We start from the raw sequence: 20,255 nt of genomic DNA, 5'->3' as shown, positions 1-20,255 counted from the left end.
AAACAATGAATTTATTTAAAATAAAATTTAATTACTTAATTTTTATAGGTAGATGAAATGTCAAAGTTGTATATTGTAGGTGTTGGCCCTGGTGCTAAAGAGTATTTAACATATAAGGCTGTAGAAACTGTTAAATCTGCAGATATTGTTATTGGAAGTAAAAGAGCTGTAGATTTATTTGATGAAGTTAAAGATGTAAAGGAATTTAATGTGAAAAACCTACATGGAAATCTTGCTGAAAGTGTGGACATTGCAAAAAGTGGAAAAACAGTAGCACTACTATCAATAGGAGATCCAGGCTTTTCAGGCCTACTAAGCCCAATACTCGAAATAGCAGAAGAAAAAGAATTTAACAAAGAAAACATTGAAGTAATCCCCGGTATAAGTTCACTTCAACTAGCCTCTGCTCGATCTAAAATTCCATGGGATAAGGCAAATATTATGACATTTCATGGAAGAGAAAATATTGAAGATATACTTCCAATTATAGATAATGGAAAAGAAACCATAGCATTACCATCAAGAAAAGTAAAAGACATAACACAATTTTTAATTGACAATAATGTTGACAGTAATCGTAAAGTAATAGTATGTGAAAGATTAACTTATCCAGATGAGCAAATAGTAGAAGGAACACTTAAAGAAATTAGCCAATCTGAGTTTACATATATGTGTGTTATGGTAATATCTGCTAAGAATTAAAATCCTCTTTGAGCAGTATATAAAAATACAATAGCAACAGAACCAAAAAGTAAAATTAAAAGAAAGAATATAGCTACAAGATATCTTAAAAAATTTTCTTTTTTATTCATAATAATAATTTAGTATTGATGTATATATACAGTGCTATTACCATATCAATTCTTTATTCTAGTATGAAAAGGCATAACTCAATAAACATTTCAAAAAAAAAGATCCATTTATTAAATAAAAAATTATTAAAATAGATAATAAAAAATTGCCTATAATTTGTATTAATAAAAAATTTTAATCAAAAAAAATAGTAAAAAAATAAGAAAATAAAAAATTTTTAACTTGAATTTAAACATATTTTATAATTGAATAGCTTTTTGTTCTACCTCATCATTGTCTTTATCCTCATAGAGGAATTCAGAAAATGATATTAATCTATCCATTCCTTTAACCTCATCTTTAAAAAGAGGAACTTGAGTAATTTCTTTATCAGAAAATTTTTGAGCAATTAAAGCTAAACGTTTTTGTTGTAATTTAAATCTAGAATGGCAGAAATCACAGTCTGTAATATCAGGCATTACCTGATTTACAATTATACCATCTGTTTTCATATCATGTTTATCTAACGCATCTATTGCCCTTTCAGATTCATATATAGACATTTCTTCTGGAATAACAACCATTTTAAATGTGGTTCTATCAGAATCAGATAATATACTTTTAGCCTTTTCGACTTGTTTTTTAGTTTCTTCAAGTTCTTTTGAAGTTTGAGCATCATCTGCGTCCATAAACGGCATAATATTTTTAAGTGCATTTGCAGCAGCACCGATTTTTGCTTTTGCTTTCATCATTCTTCCAACCCATGATTCCATTAATTCAGGAAATGAAAGTAATCTTAAGGTATGGCCTGTAGGTGCAGTATCAAATACTACCACATCATAATAATCATCAGTTTCATTATTAATAATTTTTAAAAATAATTCAAATGCTGCTGTTTCATCTGCACCTGGAGATGATGATACTAAATCCATCTGATCAGATAAAAAATCAAGACCCATCATTGAATCTCCATCTGCTGATGCTTTACGTGCACTTAACTCTCTTTGTTTTTCTTCCATTGCAACATCTGGATCTAATTCCATAGCCCATAAATTTTCACTAATAAATTTTGGGTATGGTCCAACATAGGTTTCAAGTGAATCTGATAAGGAATGAGCAGGATCAGTAGATACAATTAAGGTTTTTTTACCTTGATTTGCTAACCATATTGCAGTTGAAGCTGAAACAGAAGTTTTACCTACTCCACCTTTTCCACCTACAAATACAAATGTTGTTTCATCTTTATTAAAAGTAAATAAATCTTTAAAAGCCATAATATACACTCCAAATAGTGATTTTATAAATTTAAAAAAAAATTTTATAAAAATATCATTAACAAAAAGATAATAAACTGAATTTGCCAATATAGCTACTTTTACATAGATAATTTATAAAATCATTAAGTAAATAATATTATATTTACATCTGTAATAAATATTATTCTTATCAATAAATAAAAAAAATAATTAATTAAGATTTATACCCTTTATACCAAATAAGTAGAAAATTTGAAAAAATTACAATAAGTCAAATTTAATATAAAAGTCCTTATATAATAAAAATAATAATGATAAAAATAATAATCATTTTTAATAAAGCAATTATAAAATTAAATCAAGTGATAAAATGTTTAAGGATTTAAACAAATTAATTGATAATGAAGATAACAATAAATCATCACTAGTAAAAATTTTAAAAACCCAAGCAAAAACAATAAGTGTTTATGACCAGATGAAAGTTATAAATGAAATCAAAGAAGATTTAGCATATACAGAAGGCCCTGTTAAAGAAAACACATTTGAAATTTATGCTAAATATTTTGTTTTAAGGATTAATGATGTTAAAAATGATAAAAACACCTATAATAATGAAAAATTTGATTTTGATGAATATATAAAATCCATTGTAACACTTGAAAATCTATACCTTGAAAAAACGAAAACAAAAGAAAAAAGTATTGAAGCTATAAAAATCTATTTTGTTATTTCACTATATACAACATTTATCCTTGAAGAACCTATTCATCCTGTAGGAACAAAATTCCCTGGAAATCTAGAATTACTATATAAAGATGGAATATATTATTGTCCTGTTAAAGAAAATAATAAGGATAATCCTCATGCGGTATGTCCCTTCTGTATTGCTGAGCAATTAGACTTTTAAAAATTTTACTTATTTTTTTAATGTTAAAAGAAGAATATTATATTATTTATAATTTATTTAGAAAAATTTATGAAAAATAATTATATTTAAAATAATTGAAAATCTATTTTCTAAAAAAAATAATTGATATTTAATATTAATATTAAATAAATAAAGAACAATATATTATACGTAGATTAATTTTTTAAAAAAAATCTTTTCTCTTGTGATTTTTTATGAGTAAATTACCAAAACTAAATAGTCAAAAAGTTAAAGATGAAATTTCACTGTTTATTCAAGATAAGGTTTCAAAATCCCATAGTGAAGGTATTGTTATAGGTTTAAGTGGTGGAATTGACTCAACAGTTGCAGCATATTTAGCTACAGAAACTATTGGTGCAGAGAATGTATTTGGTATACATATGTTCTCCTCAACCACTCCACAGGAAGATACCGACCATGCTAGATTAATGGCTAAACTTTTAGATATTGAATATAAAGAGGTTAATATTGATTCTATTTCAAGTGAATTTATTAAAATAGCTAGTGAAAATGGATCCGATTATACATCAGATGACTTTAAACTAGCTGATGGTAATCTTAAAGCTAGAATTAGAATGTGCCTATTATATTATTTTGCAAATCTTAAAAATTATTTAGTAATGGGAACAGGTAATAGAAGTGAACTCTTAATTGGATACTTTACTAAATATGGTGATGGTGGTTGTGATATGGAACCACTCGGAGACATTTATAAAAGCCAATTAAGAGAACTTGCATATGAGTGGGAAATCCCATATGAAATCATAATAAAACCACCAAGAGCAGGCCTATGGCCAGGACAAACTGATGAAGATGAGATTGGATTAAGTTATGAACTTTTAGATAATCTATTATATATGATTATGGACGTGGACCTAACAAATAAAGAAATAAGATTACAACTTGATATTTCAGATGATGAAATTAATATGATTAGAAATAAAATAGTAAATAATCGTCATAAGGTTCAAATACCTGAAAGTCCAATTGTATCTAATAAAATACTTGAAAATTAATTTATCTTTAAGTAAAAAAAATTTTAGTTAAAATAGAAAAAATAAGCTTATCTAAATAATTATAATTAAATTTAAATTAATAAATTATATGTAAATAATTAAAATTAAATTTAAATTAATAATATGCACTAAATATTATAATTTAATTTAAAATAATAAACTATCTGTAAATAATTAAAATTAAATTTAAATTAATAACTTAGAATCAATAATATAAAATAATAAAAATGGTGATTCCATGACAGAGAATATAGAAAAAAAATGGCAGGAAAAATGGCAAGATGCAAAGTTATTTGAATCAAACCCAAATGATAAAGAAAAAATGTATATTACAGTAGCATTCCCTTATCCTAGTGGTGCAATGCATGTTGGACATGGAAGAACCTATACTGTTCCAGATGTATTTGCAAGATTTAAAAGAATGCAAGGTTATAATGTATTGTTTCCAATGGGATGGCATGTAACTGGTGCACCTGTTATTGGAATTGCAGATAGAATAAAAAACAAAGACAAATGGACTTTAGACTTATATGAAAATGTTCATAAGGTTCCTCATGATACATTATCTACACTTGAAGATCCAATCAATATTGTAAAATACTTTTCATACCATAATGTAATGGAGAAAATGGGATATACTATTGATTGGAGAAGAGAATTTAGAACAATTGACCCTACTTATCAAAAATTCATAACTTGGCAAGCTAATACACTTTATAAGAAAGGATTAATCCAACAAGGAGAACATCCTGTTAAATATTGTCCACATGATGAAAACCCTGTAGGAGACCATGACCTACTTGAAGGTGAAGGTGTTGGAGTAAACGAACTTACACTTTTAAAATTCCCTATTGATGATAAATTCTTAGTTACTGGTACTTTAAGACCTGAAACTATTTTTGGTGCAACTAACATTTGGTTAAACCCTGAAATTGATTATATTCTAGTTGAAGTGGAAAGTGGTGAATATAAAGGTGAAAAATGGATAATGTCAGAAGATGGGTTTTATAATATTTCCAATCAAAAGGATCTTAAAAAATTAGAAGATATAAATCCTGAAGAGTATATTGGAAAAATAGCTAAAAATCCTCTAACTGATGAAGATGTACCAGTATTTCCTGCAAGTTTTGTAAGTAGTGAATATGGTAGTGGAGTAGTATTCTCTGAACCTGCTGATGCACCTGCAGATTATATTGCACTTAAAGATTTAAAAAATAACGATGAATTAATAGAAAAATACAATATTCGTCCATTAGTTGAAGCTGCAAAACCAAGAAATGTTGTAACTGTAGAAGGATATGGTGAGATTCCTGCAGCTGAGATAGTAGAAAAATTAAAAATTACAAATCAAGATGATGCAAAAGTTCAAACTGCAACAGAAGAATTATACAAAATTGAACATAGTAAAGGTCATGTAAGTGGCCATATAGAAAAATATGCTGGTAAAAGAGTAGCATTTGTAAGAGATGAAGTTAAAGATGATTTAATTGATGCAGGACATGCTGATATAATCTATGATTTTGCAGAGAGACCTGTTATCTGCAGATGTGGTCATCGTTGTGTAGTTAAAATATTAAATGACCAATGGTTTATGAAATACTCTAATGCAGAGTGGAAAGTAAAAGCTAATGAATGTCTTGAAGGGGAAACAATTATTCCTGAAGAAGTTAAATCAAACTTTGAATATTATCTTGATTGGTTAGATGATTGGGCATGTTCTAGAAGAGTAGGTCTTGGAACAAGAGTACCCTGGGATCAAAAATGGTTAATTGAACCACTTACAGACTCAACAATTTATATGTCCTATTATGCAATAGCTAAATATCTAAAAGATATGGATGAAGATCTATTAAATGATGCATTCTTTGATAAGGTATTTTTAGATATTGACTCAGATGAGATTAAAGTAGATGATGCTACAATTAAAGAAATACAAAATGAATTTAATTACTGGTATCCTTTAGATTGGAGATTATCTGCAAAAGATTTAGTTGGAAACCATCTTAGTTTCTTAATGTTTGCTCACTCTGCAATATTTCCTAAAGAAAAATGGCCTAAAGGAACTGTTGTATTTGGTATGGGACTTCTAGAAGGAAATAAAATGTCTTCATCTAAAGGAAATGTAATTTTACTTGATGATGCTATTGATGAATTCTCTGCTGATGTTGTAAGATTATTCTTAATGAGTTCTGCAGAACCATGGCAAGATTTCGATTGGAGAGATAAAGAAGTTAAAGGTACTCAAAGAAGAGTCCAATGGTTTAGAGAATTTGCAGAAAAAGTTAATGAAATAGCTGGAGGAAAACTTAACTTATCCAATATAAAACCAGTTGAATTAAAGCGTAATATTGACAAATGGATGATAGGTCAATTAAATATACATATTAAAAATGCAACTGAAGCTTTAGAAGTATTTCAAACTAGAAAAGCATCCCAGGAATCAATATTCCTACTTAAAAAAGATGTAGATCATTATATGTATAAAACAAAACATTTACTTACCAATCCTGATAAAGAATTAATATATGTTTTATCTACATTAATTGAAAACTGGATTAAATTACTTACCCCATTTACTCCACATACTTCAGAAGAGCTTTGGAGCAAATATGGAGGTTCTGGATTTGCAAGTGAAGCAAAATGGCCAGAATATGATGAAAGTACAATTAATGAAAATATTATTGCATCAGAACAACTTACCCAAAATCTTGTAAAAGATATTACAGAGATTATGAAAATGGTTCAAGAAGATGTTGAAAAAGTCCATATTTACCTTGCTCCAGATTGGAAATGGGATTTATATAGAATTGCTGACGAAGTTGGAAAACCAGATATTGGACAAATTATGGGCAAAGCAATGAAAGAAAATATACATTCTGATAAAAAAGCAATTGCTCAAAATGCTAAAAAAATTAGTAAGGAAGTTACTAAAACTAAATATACGGGTAAACTCAATGAAGCAAGTATATTGGAAGATAGTAAGGAATATATTGAAGAGGAATGTGGTAGTGAAGTCATTATACATAGAGATGATTCATATGACCCTCAAAATAAAGCAAGAAATGCTATGCCTTATAAACCAGCAATATTTTTAGAATAGTAGTTTATTTAATTATATTCTTTTTTAAAAAATAAATATTATATAATTAAGTAATCAACAAAACAACGAATCCAAGGGATAATTATTTGTCCCTTGGCTTTTTTTAACTTTGATAATATTTTAAAGTTAAGTTTTATATTTAAAGAATTTTTAAATGATATTTTTTTTAAATGAAAATTAATATTAATTTATAATATCATTAAAACCTATGAAAAAAATTAGTTAATTTAATTTGAAATAAATTGATAAAAATTGTAATTTAAAATATTAGAAAAAATATAAAACTAAAAAAATATTAAAATCTAAATTTTACTTAAAAATAACTTATAAAAATAATTAAAAAGCTAGTGAAATAGAAGCATGAATTTATAAATAAAATTAATTTAATGAATAATTAATCTATTTTAATTGAAGTTTTATAATTTACGTGCAAAAACTAAATAACCAGTATGTCCTAACATACGAGTTTTACCTCTAACTCCTTGAGGCCTAACTTCAATGCCACGTTCAAGATTTTCAACAATATCAATATTGGAAAATCCTAATTTTTTACATATATTATATGAGATTTCTGCCTGTTGAATATAAGGTGCATAAATAGATACCCAACCACCAAGTTTTAAAGAGTCTAAAACATCTTCCAGTATCTCAAATGGTTTAGGTAAGTCTAAAAATATTAAATCCAATTCCTCCTCTTCAATACCCTCTTTAACATCCTTATTTTTAATTTCAATATTATCGAGACCGAAATTTTTTACATTTTTCTCTGCAACCTCTGCAAAATCTTCTCTTATCTCATATGAGGTAACATGACCCTTTGGACCAACAATATTACCAAAATTTAATGCAGAAGCAGCTGCACCTGTACCTGCATCTACAACCCTATCACCAGAACCTAAACCAGTACGTGCAAGTACTGTAGCTATATCTTTTTGATATAATATAGCACATCTACGATCCATTAAATCAATAAAATCATTAACATTAGGTTTTATAACTTTAAATTCCTTATCAAGATGTGTAATTAGTACATCTCCAATAGTTGCTCTTTCCATTTGTTCCTTTTTTATAATACCAAGATCACTGTGAAATTCCCTATCTTCTGGAAGCAAATATTTTTTTCCACGTTCATCAATTATTACCTTCACATATACCACCTAGATTAGATTTATTTTATTTTTATTATCTAAATAAATTTTTAATTAAAATTACTATAATATTAATCTATAAATAAATTAATTTTTAGGATTATTAATAATATTAACATATAACTTAATGACTTTGATTAAATTACTTAATATAACTATAACTTAAATTAACTTTTTATTAGAATTATCTTTTTTAAAGTGTAAATATTTAGAGTCTATAACCTTAACAATATTTTCTGCTGTTTTTAAACCTATACCATCAACTTCTTGAAGCTCTTCTGCACTTGCATTTAAAACATTCTTTACAGTTGCAAACTTTTCTAAAAGTTTTTTTGCTGTTACAGGACCTATATTCGGAAGAGATTCAATTATAAATTGTTGTTGTTCCCATAGATTATCAGGTTTTCTTTCTGTTCTAATTTGTATTGGAGTATTATTACCTTTTTGTTCTGTAAATGCTATTCTTTTAATCATTGCAGCAGTATCATCTGAATTTCTTGTTGGTATAATACTGATTCCAAAATCTATAGCAATAGATGCAATAGCTCCACGTATAGCATTAGAATCTAAAAATCCTGCATATAAATCATTTCCTTCAATAATCATTATTGGTTTTTTAAATTCTTCTCTCATTAAAGTAGCCTGTTTAAATAGGCGTTTATCAACTATGGAACTTCTAAAATCTTTTGTAGTTTTTCTTTCAATGATTACATCATTACTAATCTGATAATCACCAACAGCCATCTCTCTGATTTCTACTTTAACACCAATTTGATCTAAATTCCGAATTATATTTGAATTACCTTCCCGAGAATCTGCATATATACTTACTTTAGAAGGTTTAGATTTTGCTGTAACTTTATCTTGATTATCCTTATCACTATTTTTATCACTACCTTCTACTTCAACAGCCTTAATTGATCTAACACTTTCAATTCTCTCAACAGCATTAAGGTTAAGATTATCAAATAAGTCTCCTTCTACTAATTGATATTTCATATTTGATTCTTTCCTTTTTGAAGCCCAAAAGTAAGCTTCATCTCTTGTACCTTTTGTTAAAAGAACCTTCATTTTACCTTCGTGTTTTCTACCCGTTCTTCCCCTTCTTTGTATCATTCTTATTTCTGATGGAACAGGTTCATATAAAACTACAAGATCAATAGCAGGTATATCTATACCTTCCTCTGCTACACTTGTAGATAAAAGTACATCATAATTACCCATTTTAAAGGATTTGATAATTTCCTTTTGTTGTTTTTGAGTTAATCCTTTCTCTCCACCACTTTTACCTTGACCGTAAAACTTAACAGATTTAATACCCTCTTCCTGACATTTTTGATGAATTACTTCAAGAGTATCTCTAAATTGGGTAAAAACTAAAATTTTTGGAGCTTCAATACTTTCAGAATCTGGGGAATTCCTTAGTGATTGAATTCTTGTTTGACCATCATCTAAACCTAATTCATTATTAAGTATTTGAATAAGTTTTTTAAGTTTAGGATGTTCATGACCATTATCTTCTGCAATACGTGAAAGACGAGCTGCTCTTGAAAAATTACTGTCTAAAAAAAGATTTTTAGAGGCCTTTGTTTTTTTCTTCTCAAGACGTTTAATATATTGGTTTAAAGTAGATACTCCTTGGGTTTCAAGTAATTCTAATGAATGTTGGACATTAATAACTGCGGTAACAATTGAAACAGCCTGATAACATTCCTTTGGAGGATTTGTTGTAGTTGCAAGCTTATTTCTAATCCTTGATTGAGCCTGTAGAATATCCCTTTTACTGACTGTAATAGAAGATATAACCCCCATATTTTTAAGGGCCTTAAGTCTGGTTTTAAGAGACTTATTTAAAAAGTCTTGTATTTTTTTTAGTTCACGTCCAAGTTCAATAGGAACCCAATCAATATTTATAGGATTAAAATAAGGTTTAACATCTGGGTCATCTTCAGATTTAACTACAATATCCTGAATAAATAGATTATTACATACTTCTTTGATTTTAGACTTGTCATGACCTGGAGATGCAGTAAGAGCAAGTATTAAATGATTTTCCCTCTCTTGAATATAACGATTTGCAAGATAAACATAAGAATATGAACCTACTGCATGATGACATTCATCAAAAACGATTAAAGATAAATCTTCAAGTGTATATCTTCCTTTAAGTAAATCTGATTCTACAGTTTGAGGGGTCGCACATATAACAGTTGATTCTTTCCATCTTTTTTCTCTCTCATCAGCCTTTATGCCACCTGTAATGGATGTAACTGGAACAGTTGTAAATTCCCTAAAAGACTCTTCATGCTGAATGGTTAAAGGCTTACTTGGAGCTAAAACAAGGATTTTAGTATTTTTTAATTTAACTAATCTGTCTATAGCAACGAGTATTGCAATAACAGTTTTACCCAATGCTGTTGGAGCAACTATCATAGTGTTTCCTTTCTTAAGAGCATTTGCAGCAAGAACTTTCTGATATATTCTTGACTCTAAACCATTCTTCTTAAGTAAAGGATGTTCAATATAATTAGCCATAACAATCAATTTAGTTATTTATATAATAAAACATATTTTTTAGATACATATTAATATTCTTCATAGTTAAATTTACCTTCGTATTCAATACAACCCTTTTTTAAACCTTCTTTAATACTTGATACAATACGCTGTCTATCATGCATTATTACAGGGCCAATATGAAGAATAATATCCCCAGGTTTAGAATACTTTATACATAACTTAGAACCTTCTTCCATAGTCCCAGCAACCACACCAAGAGCCTTAGTATCTTTTGCACCATCAAGTACTGCCTGGGCAGCATCCATTTCAATTTTTTGGCTAACCTCATTAAAACCGGTTGCAACAATAACATTTACAAAGTCACCGCAAAGACGCCCAACCTCTTCTTTATCTCTTTCAGTTGATGTGTCAAAATTATCAAGAAGAAGGGTTACCTCATCATCTTTAAAATATTCCATGGTAAGTCTCATACCCTCATATAAAAATGCTGAGTCTAGAATGACTTCACGGCCATTATACTTACCAATATTTTCCATATGGACTTCAAGACCCCTAAATTTAGAAAGTGCCTCAATAATTGGTTTTTCATCTAACCCATAACTTAAGGCCGCTGCAGCTGCACCTGTTGCATTTTCATAGAAATAACTTTTCATATGAAATGGGCCTTCAAATTCACCTGAAATATTAGAAACATTTGTTTTTAAATTATTTGCATTGTATTTTATGGTAATTTTATCTTTAGACGCGTAACCTATAAAATTACAGAAATCTACATCCCAATCTGGATTATCCCATCCATAATAGTAGGTATCAGTTCTATTTGAACGTTGATTAATCAAGTCTTTTAAGTGATTACTTGCAATAAGGGTTTTAGAATTTTTAACAATGAACAATTTTCTTTCAATATATTTTTCCATAGATCCTGCAAATTCTGAAAGATGGTCTTCGTGAATATTAGTAAATAAACCTATATCTACACGGATATTTGGGAATAATCCTGCTGTTCCATGAGGTAGTTCAAATACGCAAATATCACATTCTTCATTTTTACCATTTACAACACCATCTACAATAACCTCACTTACAAGATTCTGGTTAAGAGAAGAGCAACTCCACACATTATATCCTGCAGTTTCAAAAATACTAGTTGTAATGAATGTAGTTGTAGTTTTACCCATAGTACCTGTAATACCTATAATATCAAGTGTAATTACTTCATTTAATAAGTCACTTACCATTTCATTTGTAATAATTTTTAAATCCAGTTCTTGAACTTTTTTATATGCAAATGAAGTTTTTGGAAGTGTAGGAGCCATATATACATAGTCAATATTATTAAATTCAGGTTCACTATTTCCCAAGTCAAGTATTACTCCTTCTTTTTCCATTTCAACTAATCTTGCTTTAAAATCAGGATGAAAATCCTCTAGTTTTTTAGGGTCTGTGATTTCAACATGATGACCTAAATGATTTAATAATCTTGCAATAGGCCTACCTGCATTTCCTGCCCCAATCACTTTATAATTCATATTATGCTCCATTATTAGTTTTAAAAATAATAATCTCTGGTTTGATTAAATGATTTTAATAATTAAATAATTATCTCTAGTTTAACTAAATAATAAATTAATAATAAATAATAATCTTTAAGTTGATAATTATTTTGTATAATTTAATTTTATAATTAAAAGCTAAAATAAAATATTATAAGTAAAAACTAAAATAAAAATTTTATATTAAAAGCTAAAATAAAAATTTTTAAATATAATATTTTATTTGAAATTAATAATTTGATGATTTGAAAACTATTCAAAAATTATTAAGTTTTCCGGCTCATCATATATTACATCTATGCCTCCCATATTAGGTACATAGTTTGCAGCCTTAGCAGAATTTACACCAATATTTTTATATCCTAAATCTTCTATTGGAGCAACTACCATACAAGTATCACATACTATATGGCCACCAGCATTCTCAATAATATTAGTATAACCCATTCTACTTGCTGCAGCTTTAACATTTATTGAAGTACAAATCCACAACTCATTTTTAATTTTCTTACCATTAACAATATTTGCAAGGTCTTTAATCTCTTCAAGAGATGCATGAGGACAACCTAAACATACAAGGTCAGCTTTTTCGGTTGTAGTAGATAGTTTATCTTTAGTCTGTTTAATATCATCTGAAGTAATGGTAATAGTATCATCTGCATCAGTCGAATATACTGTTTCATATTCTGGTGTTACACCTTCAACTTGATACAATGCAACTGCACCACTAGATGCAAGTGCTGCACCTAAAGCCTTAAGGTTACCATTTGTAATGCTTTGTTTTTGACACTTAAAGTATGGAATACCATCTGAGACTATTTGACCTACAGCATAACCTAATGCTCCAAAGTCTATACCTTCAAGTTCACAATCTACATTAACTACTAAACTAGCCTTACGATTTTCATCTAAATGAAAACCATATAATGGAGTTTTACCAACAATAGCTGCTGCAAGTGCACCAGGACCTCCTTCACGATTAGTACGTGCTCCAATAACAGAGTTTGCATATGCTACAGCAGAAGATTCACTCCAAGAAATATGATCACCGAATCTAGGAACATTACCAATCAAATAAGGAGTACAGGTACATGTTTTACTTATACCAAGTTTACCGTATGCATCTACTATTTTATTTTGTTTATCTGCAAAAAATTCACTGAATCCAAGATCTTTCCAGTCATCTAAATCTACACCTGCCGGATTTAATGTTGCCGGAATTGTAGCAAATCCTTTTTTATCCAATGCTAAATCTTCAAGGTATTCTAAACCTGCCTGACCAATAGTCTTATAGGATACTCCTGAAACCTGTGCTGATGAAATATCAACAAAATTTTCAGCACCATAAATATCTCCTAAAGCTATCAATATATCCATACTTTTTCTAATGGTTTCACCATATTCCCCATTAGACATTTTCTCTTCTTCTGGAGTCAAATACATATTATCATCTTAAAATTATTTTTTAATAATTTATTAAAAGTTTTTAATTATTTAATAATAAGTTTTTAATTATTTAAAAATAGTTTGTTTATTATAGATTTAATATTTTATGAAACTTAAGTAAAATTTTTATTGAAAAAATATGTTAATAAATTTTAAATTGATAAAAAAGAATTTTATAAATAAAAATTAATAAAATTTAGAAAACACATATAAAAATAAGTAAATAAAATAAAAAAAAGAGAATAGTTAATAAATTAACTATTATTTAACTGATAAGCGATTTGCTCATCTAATAAATGTAAAAATTCATCCTTAGCAGAATATGGTATCATTGCACCTGCTGCAATATCATGACCTCCACCTTGACCTGAAAAATTACTAGAACAATCACTAAGAGCCTTACCTAAATTAACTCCTCTTTCAACCATTTCTCTTGTGGTTCGACCAGAAATCTTAATATCCCTATGTAATCTAGATAATCCAAATACAGGTTTATTTGCATCAAATATCCCCACTGATATACCTATACTTGCAATAGTACCCATAACTTTCTTAATAACTTCATCTTCACTGTATAGGTATTGAATAGTATCAAGTTTGACTGCTCCTTCTTTTCTAATCCATTCCATACCTTTTAGAAGTTGTAATCTGTAATCTTCCCTAAGTTTTAGTGCTCCGTCAAGTGCGTCTCCACGTTCTCCTAAAGCAAGACTTATACCCAAACCATATTTCTTATTTTTCCCACATGCATCAAGAATATCTGAAAAATCTTCTAAATCTTTAAGGTAAGAAATTTCTTTTGGTATAGTATAAACGTCAGATAAGATTTTAGGATTGATTTTAACAAGTTCATCTTTTAGAATATCTTGTTCTTCACCTTCCAAGTCTGTGAATTTGATTCCATAAGATAAACCCATTTTTTCAAGAAAACTTTGTGATTTTTCTAAATCCCCAGTTAAACCAGGTAGTTCTGGTTTAAAGGTATATGCTAAGGATTTATAAAGGGGTTCACTTGATTTTGATGCAATTTTTAAACCCTCATGAATTTCAACACTACCAGATTCAATAGCATCATTTAAAATCAATTCATTCATGCCTATAAACTTATCCTGACATTGCATATCACCAAATGCACCAGCAAGTGCAAGGTGTGCAAGATGTTTTTTATCCATTTCACGAATACAAAGATAAGCAGCACCTGCACCACTTAACTCCCTACTACCATCTATACCAAATAGATGAGGATTGACATGAATAATATTTGAACCTATCTCAACATCTGCTGGTTGATGATGATCTGCAATAATAATATCAGAGTTAAAATTACTAAGTGGCTTTAAACATGCACTACCCATATCTAGAAACATGAAAATTTCATAGTCATCTTTTCTTAAATCAGATATAACATCCATTTTAAGACGAGGAACTATGGTAAGATGAAATTGGCCATCTTCCTCTTTTATAGCGTTTGCTACTACACCTGCTGCAGATAAACCATCTGCATCATTATGAGAAATAATTCTTATAATATGATTTTGATCAATATGCTTTTTAAGCATATTACAAGCTTCAGCAGATCTATTTAACAAGGAGTGCTGCTTCTGTTGGGTCATATCTCCATCCTTCAGGTAATTGGCCTTCTCTAACGTAGTATTTTCCTAATCTTCTGATTCTAGATTCAATAATAGTTAATCCTCTTCTTCCGTGTAAATCTTTAGGATTTTCATTTAAATGGTCTCTAATATTTACAGCCCTTTTAATTAAATCCATGATATCTTCTGGATAGTCACCAAATTCATTATTTCTTTTTAAGATAGTGGTGATTTTTTCTCCAGTAACTTCTTTTACACTAGGAATACCATATTGATCTCTTAAAGTAATTCCTATAACAGAAGATGATTTACCTTCTTTGTGTAATTTAACAATTAATTCTTCAACTTCTTCATCAGAGTACATTACCCATTCAGGTCTTGCCATATTTTATACCTCACTATAAATTATTATATGTTAATTTTTTAATAAAATGTTAAAATATTGAAAAAAACTAAAACTAATTAAATATTTGGAAGTTAAAAGTTTTTATTTAACTAAAAAATTATAATTAGATTAATAATAATTTTACAATACTTATAAAATTTAAATTATAAATAAAACTCTTTAAATCAAGTTTATTTCATATTATACTTATCTTATATTATCTTATCTTAAATTAGAATATTAAATTAGATATCTTAAATTAGAATATTAAATTAGATATCTTAAATTAGAATATTAAATTAGAATATCTTAAATTAGAATATCCTAAATTAAATTATCTTAAAATTTAATAATAATAAAATTATCATAACTAAAGCATGATAATAATCTAATAAATCTAATAATCATTAATACAGTATAATATCCAATATACTAATAAATTAAGAATGATTTCAAGGTTTTTTAAAAATCCTGATTAACATACCATTCAATAAAATTATATAAAGAATTTCTTCTATGAGAAAACTTATTCTTCTCTTCAGTTGTTAACTGACCAAATGTTTTATTTTCTGATTCAACATAAAAAATTGGATCAAAAGCAAAACCTAAGCTTCCCCTCTCTTCTGTTGAGATCATACCATCGACTTTGCCTAAAAAGACCTTGGGCTCAGAATTGGGGGTACAAAACCCAATAACTGACCTGAATTCGGCAGTTCTATTGTCGACTCCTTTCATTAATTTTAATATTCCATCATTTCCAAGAGTATCTTGTACATAATGTGAATAAACACCAGGAAAACCTTTTAGTTCATTAATAAAAAGACCGGCATCTTCAACAATCACAGATTTATTTAATTGTCGACTAGCATATTTTGCACCGAAAAGGGCCACTTCTTCAAGGGTTCCTTGAGGTTCCATGTACCCTAAATCAATATGCTCTAAATCGATATTATAATTTTTAAATATATTTTCTGCTTCTATAACTTTATGTTTATTACCAGTTATAAATGTTATCATAAAATCACTTTTTTAAAAAATTTTAAAATTTGTTTAAATTTATTAAACTTTAGTTTGAAATTAAATAATTTAATATTTAATGATTAATAAAATTAATTATCAAATTATTAATGTGTATAACGGCCTCTAGATTCAATTTCTTCTATTTTATCAAATATTTCACTTGAATTTTTAGTATTTAAACTGTATGAATCAAGTATCCAATTAAAAATCTCAGCTGATTTATTATAATCAACACTTTTAATGGATTTTTTAAGTACAAGTAAATCGTCAGCCTTATCTTCAATGAGATTAGAATAATATGAAAGGCCAAAGTCAATAAAGACCAATTTACCATCATTATCTATTAAAATATTAGAACTTGTAAGGTCCCCATGTATAATATCCATACTATGGATTTTAGAAAGATAATCTCCTATTTGATAAGAAATTTCTTTTCTTCTTTTATAATCTACATCATCTATTAAATCCTTTACAGTTAACCCTTCAATATACTCCATAAGAATTTCCTTTTTATCTAAATCAACATCATAAATTATTGGTGTAATTATACCAGACTTTTTCACATCAGACAAAATTTTTGCCTCCCTTTTAGTTCTAGATTTCCTGATTTTACTGTCAATTTCACTAATCCTGTAGGTTTTAGGAAGTCTCCTTTTAATAATAGCTGGAGACTCATAATTTTTAAAACCACTAAACCATTTTGATTTTATAATATCTGATTCTGCACCTTTTGCAATGAGATTAGGAGGTAATTTTATTTTAGTCTGACTGTCTTTAACCCATGGAACATCTACTTCATCTGTTCTGTATCTTTGTATAATATTTGTATCTTTTACATCCATGGTTCCATAATATTTACTCATAAGTATTCCAAGCCAGGCAATCATTGCACCATTATCTCCACAGAATTTCATCTCAGGCATATAGAATTTTGCATAATGTTTATTTGCCATTTCATCTAACATTTCCCTTAAATGTTTATTTGCAGCTACACCTCCACATAATAATACTTCATCACGTTGAGTATGGGATAAAGCTCTTTCTGTAACTTCAACTAACATGGAAAATGCAGTTTCCTGAAGGGAAAAACAAATATCCTCAATATCTTTACCTTTCTTGTATGCTCTAAGAGCAGCACTTAAAAGACCTGAGAAGGAAAAATCCATTCCTTTAACAGTATATGGAAGCTCTATATAACTTCCTCCTTTTGCAAGTTTTTCAACTACAGGTCCTCCAGGATGGCCTAATCCTGTCTCACGGGAGAAATGATCAAGACAATTTCCAACAGCAATATCCAATGTTTCACCAAAAATTCCGTATCTACCAGACTCATATGCTATAACCTGACTATTTCCCCCACTAACATATAAGCTAACAGGATTAATTGCATCTGTAGTTAACTTACCTATTTCAATATGGCCAATACAATGATTTACACCAATAATAGGTTTTTTTAAAGATAGTGCAAGTGTACGAGCAGAAGTTGCAACAATTCTAAGTGCAGGTCCAAGGCCAGGACCTTGGGAAAATGATATTAAATCAATATCATCAAAAGATAAACTAGCCTTATGAAGAGCTTGTGGTATTAATTTTGGAATCCAATAAGCGTGATGTTCTCCTGCTTCCCGTGGATGTATTCCTCCCTCTTCAGGGTAAAGCTGTTTACCACAAATAGCCAGTACTTCACCTTCACTGTTAACAATACCGACCCCAGTTTTTTCTGCAGTTCCTTCAATCCCAAGTGAAATCAATTAAAATTCCCCTATAATTAAAATAATATTAAAGTTTTATAATAAATAATAAATTAAATATGATAAAACAATGAATAGCAAGCAATATCAATATAATTAGTATTAATAAACTAATGACTGTCTTATTAATATTAAATTTATTCAATGAAAAATTTATAATATAAAATTTGTGATTATACTTATAATATTTATATAATTTTCATACTATAAATAAAAAAAGTCATGCATAAGTTCTAAAGCATCCAAAAAAATTATATAATTTTGGTGCAGAATCTAAAAAATAGAGTATATTTTAAAGATTAAAAATGTTTATAAAAGATTATAAATAAATTGGTTAAAAATTAAAGAAAATATGCTAATAAACATTAAAAATAAATAATTTAAAATCTTAAAATGTGATAAAATGGTAGATGGTCTTAAAACATATGGAAATGAAAAGATTAATAATAATTTCAAAGATAAAAAACCTGTATTTATTTGTACAATAGCTACAACAGATACCTCTAAAATACATGGTATTAGTGGTGCTGGTGCAAGTGAACAACTTAATATGTACACACCTGCAGCAGATGTTGAAATAATGAAATATGGTAAACCTCATTGTATGAGTGAAATACCAGAAACAGTATCTGAAGGTGAAGCTGCACCTACGCCTTCAATGCTTACAAAATCATGCCTTGAATTAAGTGAAACTGATCTTGTAGTAGTTGATGCAGGATGTGAAATAAGACCAGATTTAGATTGTTACACCTTAAGTGATAGTTATGGCCATAATATTAGTACAGGCCATGGTGTAGATAATCCTAAAGAAATATATAATCAAGCCGTTGAAATTAGTGAGAAATTAAGTGAGAAATATGATTATCTTGTAATCGGTGAAAGTATTGCAGGTGGAACAACCACTGCACTTGGGATTTTAAAAGCATTAGGTTATGATGCTGATTTTAAAGTAAGTGGAAGTATGCCCTATAATCCACATGAATTGAAACTTGAAACTGTTAACTCAGGTCTTAAAAAGGCAGGTATTAAACCTGGAAATGTTGATGTTTTTAAGGCAATTGAAGCTGTAGGTGATCCGATGATGGCTGCAGTTGCAGGGCTAACAATAGGAAGTAGTGTACCTGTAGTACTTGCAAGTGGTACACAAATGTCTGCTGTATGTGCTGTTATAAAGGCAATTAAAGAAGATTTTGATTTTAGAAAAATTACAATAGCTACAACTACCTATGTTGCAAAAGATGAAACTGCAGACATCTTTAATATTACCTGTCAAATTAGTGATGATATAACAATTAATGTAGTTGATCCTAAATTTGAAAGTACAAAACATGGTGGACTTTTAAATTACCTTGAAGGATTTGTTAAAGAAGGAGCAGGTGCAGGTGGAGCAATGTTTATGGCCCTTATGTGCGGATATACAATCGATGAGGTAAGAGAAAAAATTGTTGAAACCTGTAGTAAATAAATGTTTTACAACAACTAAAACTCTTTTTTTATTTTTTAAAATTAATTGAATTATTTTTAGAATAAAATTTTATAATAAGATTCTAAAAATAGGCAACTTTGAAACTACAAAATAATTAAAAAAAGATTTCTTTAAATTGGTTTATCTTAAACTATTATTAATTTAATGAATTGTGAAAATAATATAAACACTATTTTTTAAAAAATTAAAAATAATAAATTTTAATATATAGATGTAAAGCATCAATTTTAAAAAAATGATTTTTATAATATAAAAAAATAAA

The 20,255-nt window shown here is 28.2% G+C and carries 14 protein-coding genes; 5 read left to right on the top strand and 9 right to left on the bottom strand.

All coding sequences use genetic code 11. The features are described 5' to 3' along the window. Positions 1–57: 57 nt before the first annotated feature. The gene (locus tag QZ146_RS04510) at positions 58–702 is read left to right on the top strand and encodes a cobalt-precorrin-7 (C(5))-methyltransferase (protein ID WP_295722463.1); all 645 of its coding nucleotides are present in this window, start codon (positions 58–60) and stop codon (positions 700–702) included. Between the two features lie 350 nt (positions 703–1,052). Here QZ146_RS04510 and QZ146_RS04505 read toward each other — a convergent pair whose 3' ends face one another. Beyond that, the gene (locus QZ146_RS04505) at positions 1,053–2,066 is read right to left on the bottom strand and encodes a TRC40/GET3/ArsA family transport-energizing ATPase (RefSeq protein ID WP_295722462.1); all 1,014 of its coding nucleotides are present in this window, start codon (positions 2,064–2,066) and stop codon (positions 1,053–1,055) included. Between the two features lie 352 nt (positions 2,067–2,418). On the opposite strand from QZ146_RS04505, the gene QZ146_RS04500 reads away from it, so the two are divergent. From QZ146_RS04500 to leuS, 3 genes are all read left to right on the top strand, one after another. Next, on the top strand, positions 2,419–2,955 hold the full coding sequence (locus tag QZ146_RS04500) for a DUF2115 domain-containing protein (RefSeq protein ID WP_295722461.1): 537 nt from the start codon (positions 2,419–2,421) through the stop codon (positions 2,953–2,955). Between the two features lie 215 nt (positions 2,956–3,170). After that, the gene (locus QZ146_RS04495) at positions 3,171–3,992 is read left to right on the top strand and encodes an NAD+ synthase (RefSeq protein WP_295722460.1); all 822 of its coding nucleotides are present in this window, start codon (positions 3,171–3,173) and stop codon (positions 3,990–3,992) included. Positions 3,993–4,230: 238 nt separating this feature from the next. Beyond that, on the top strand, positions 4,231–7,092 hold the full coding sequence (gene leuS, locus QZ146_RS04490; protein ID WP_295722459.1) for a leucine--tRNA ligase: 2,862 nt from the start codon (positions 4,231–4,233) through the stop codon (positions 7,090–7,092). A 416-nt stretch (positions 7,093–7,508) separates the two neighbouring features. Here the strand turns inward: leuS and QZ146_RS04485 are convergent, their stop codons facing one another. The 8 genes from QZ146_RS04485 to QZ146_RS04450 all read right to left on the bottom strand — a co-directional run bounded on the left by QZ146_RS04485 (position 7,509) and on the right by QZ146_RS04450 (position 18,507). After that, a complete protein-coding gene (locus tag QZ146_RS04485) occupies positions 7,509–8,240 on the bottom strand; it encodes a tRNA (adenine-N1)-methyltransferase (RefSeq protein ID WP_295722458.1) in 732 nt (243 codons plus the stop codon). A 162-nt stretch (positions 8,241–8,402) separates the two neighbouring features. Continuing rightward, positions 8,403–10,775 carry a DEAD/DEAH box helicase gene (locus QZ146_RS04480; RefSeq protein WP_295722457.1) on the bottom strand — a complete coding sequence of 791 codons (2,373 nt, stop codon included), beginning with the start codon at positions 10,773–10,775 and terminating at the stop codon, positions 8,403–8,405. Between the two features lie 50 nt (positions 10,776–10,825). After that, positions 10,826–12,289: a Mur ligase family protein gene (locus QZ146_RS04475; RefSeq protein WP_295722456.1), complete on the bottom strand. Its 1,464-nt coding sequence runs from the start codon at positions 12,287–12,289 to the stop codon at positions 10,826–10,828. Positions 12,290–12,565: 276 nt separating this feature from the next. Next, positions 12,566–13,756: an aconitase X catalytic domain-containing protein gene (locus tag QZ146_RS04470; protein WP_295722455.1), complete on the bottom strand. Its 1,191-nt coding sequence runs from the start codon at positions 13,754–13,756 to the stop codon at positions 12,566–12,568. Between the two features lie 257 nt (positions 13,757–14,013). Then, positions 14,014–15,348 (bottom strand): DHH family phosphoesterase, encoded by a 1,335-nt coding sequence (locus QZ146_RS04465; RefSeq protein ID WP_295722467.1) that lies wholly within the window; start codon positions 15,346–15,348, stop codon positions 14,014–14,016. Further along, complete coding sequence (locus tag QZ146_RS04460; protein ID WP_295722454.1) at positions 15,338–15,736, bottom strand: 30S ribosomal protein S15; 399 nt, start codon at positions 15,734–15,736, stop codon at positions 15,338–15,340. The genes QZ146_RS04465 and QZ146_RS04460 overlap by 11 nt, the downstream gene beginning before the upstream one ends. Positions 15,737–16,198: 462 nt before the next feature. Beyond that, positions 16,199–16,753, bottom strand: a complete 555-nt coding sequence (locus QZ146_RS04455; RefSeq protein WP_295722453.1) for an XTP/dITP diphosphatase — start codon at positions 16,751–16,753, stop codon at positions 16,199–16,201. Positions 16,754–16,860: 107 nt separating this feature from the next. Then, positions 16,861–18,507: a bifunctional N(6)-L-threonylcarbamoyladenine synthase/serine/threonine protein kinase gene (locus QZ146_RS04450; protein WP_295722452.1), complete on the bottom strand. Its 1,647-nt coding sequence runs from the start codon at positions 18,505–18,507 to the stop codon at positions 16,861–16,863. A 403-nt stretch (positions 18,508–18,910) separates the two neighbouring features. On the opposite strand from QZ146_RS04450, the gene cobT reads away from it, so the two are divergent. Then, complete coding sequence (gene cobT / locus QZ146_RS04445; protein ID WP_295722451.1) at positions 18,911–19,972, top strand: nicotinate mononucleotide-dependent phosphoribosyltransferase CobT; 1,062 nt, start codon at positions 18,911–18,913, stop codon at positions 19,970–19,972. Positions 19,973–20,255: the final 283 nt, after the last annotated feature.

Source organism: uncultured Methanobrevibacter sp. (assembly GCF_905235195.1).
Taxonomy (GTDB): Archaea; Methanobacteriota; Methanobacteria; order Methanobacteriales; family Methanobacteriaceae; genus Methanarmilla.
The sequence above is the reverse complement of the archived record's forward strand: the minus strand, read 5'-3'. Positions and strand labels throughout refer to the sequence as shown.

Coding starts and splice junctions, on each gene's coding strand:
- leuS (WP_295722459.1), top strand. CDS start 4,231: ATGACAGAGAATATAGAAAAAAAATGGCAGGAAAAATGGCAAGATGCA.
- QZ146_RS04495 (WP_295722460.1), top strand. CDS start 3,171: ATGAGTAAATTACCAAAACTAAATAGTCAAAAAGTTAAAGATGAAATT.
- QZ146_RS04455 (WP_295722453.1), bottom strand. CDS start 16,753: ATGATAACATTTATAACTGGTAATAAACATAAAGTTATAGAAGCAGAA.
- cobT (WP_295722451.1), top strand. CDS start 18,911: ATGGTAGATGGTCTTAAAACATATGGAAATGAAAAGATTAATAATAAT.
- QZ146_RS04505 (WP_295722462.1), bottom strand. CDS start 2,066: ATGGCTTTTAAAGATTTATTTACTTTTAATAAAGATGAAACAACATTT.
- QZ146_RS04470 (WP_295722455.1), bottom strand. CDS start 13,756: ATGTATTTGACTCCAGAAGAAGAGAAAATGTCTAATGGGGAATATGGT.
- QZ146_RS04500 (WP_295722461.1), top strand. CDS start 2,419: ATGTTTAAGGATTTAAACAAATTAATTGATAATGAAGATAACAATAAA.
- QZ146_RS04475 (WP_295722456.1), bottom strand. CDS start 12,289: ATGAATTATAAAGTGATTGGGGCAGGAAATGCAGGTAGGCCTATTGCA.
- QZ146_RS04480 (WP_295722457.1), bottom strand. CDS start 10,775: ATGGCTAATTATATTGAACATCCTTTACTTAAGAAGAATGGTTTAGAG.
- QZ146_RS04460 (WP_295722454.1), bottom strand. CDS start 15,736: ATGGCAAGACCTGAATGGGTAATGTACTCTGATGAAGAAGTTGAAGAA.
- QZ146_RS04510 (WP_295722463.1), top strand. CDS start 58: ATGTCAAAGTTGTATATTGTAGGTGTTGGCCCTGGTGCTAAAGAGTAT.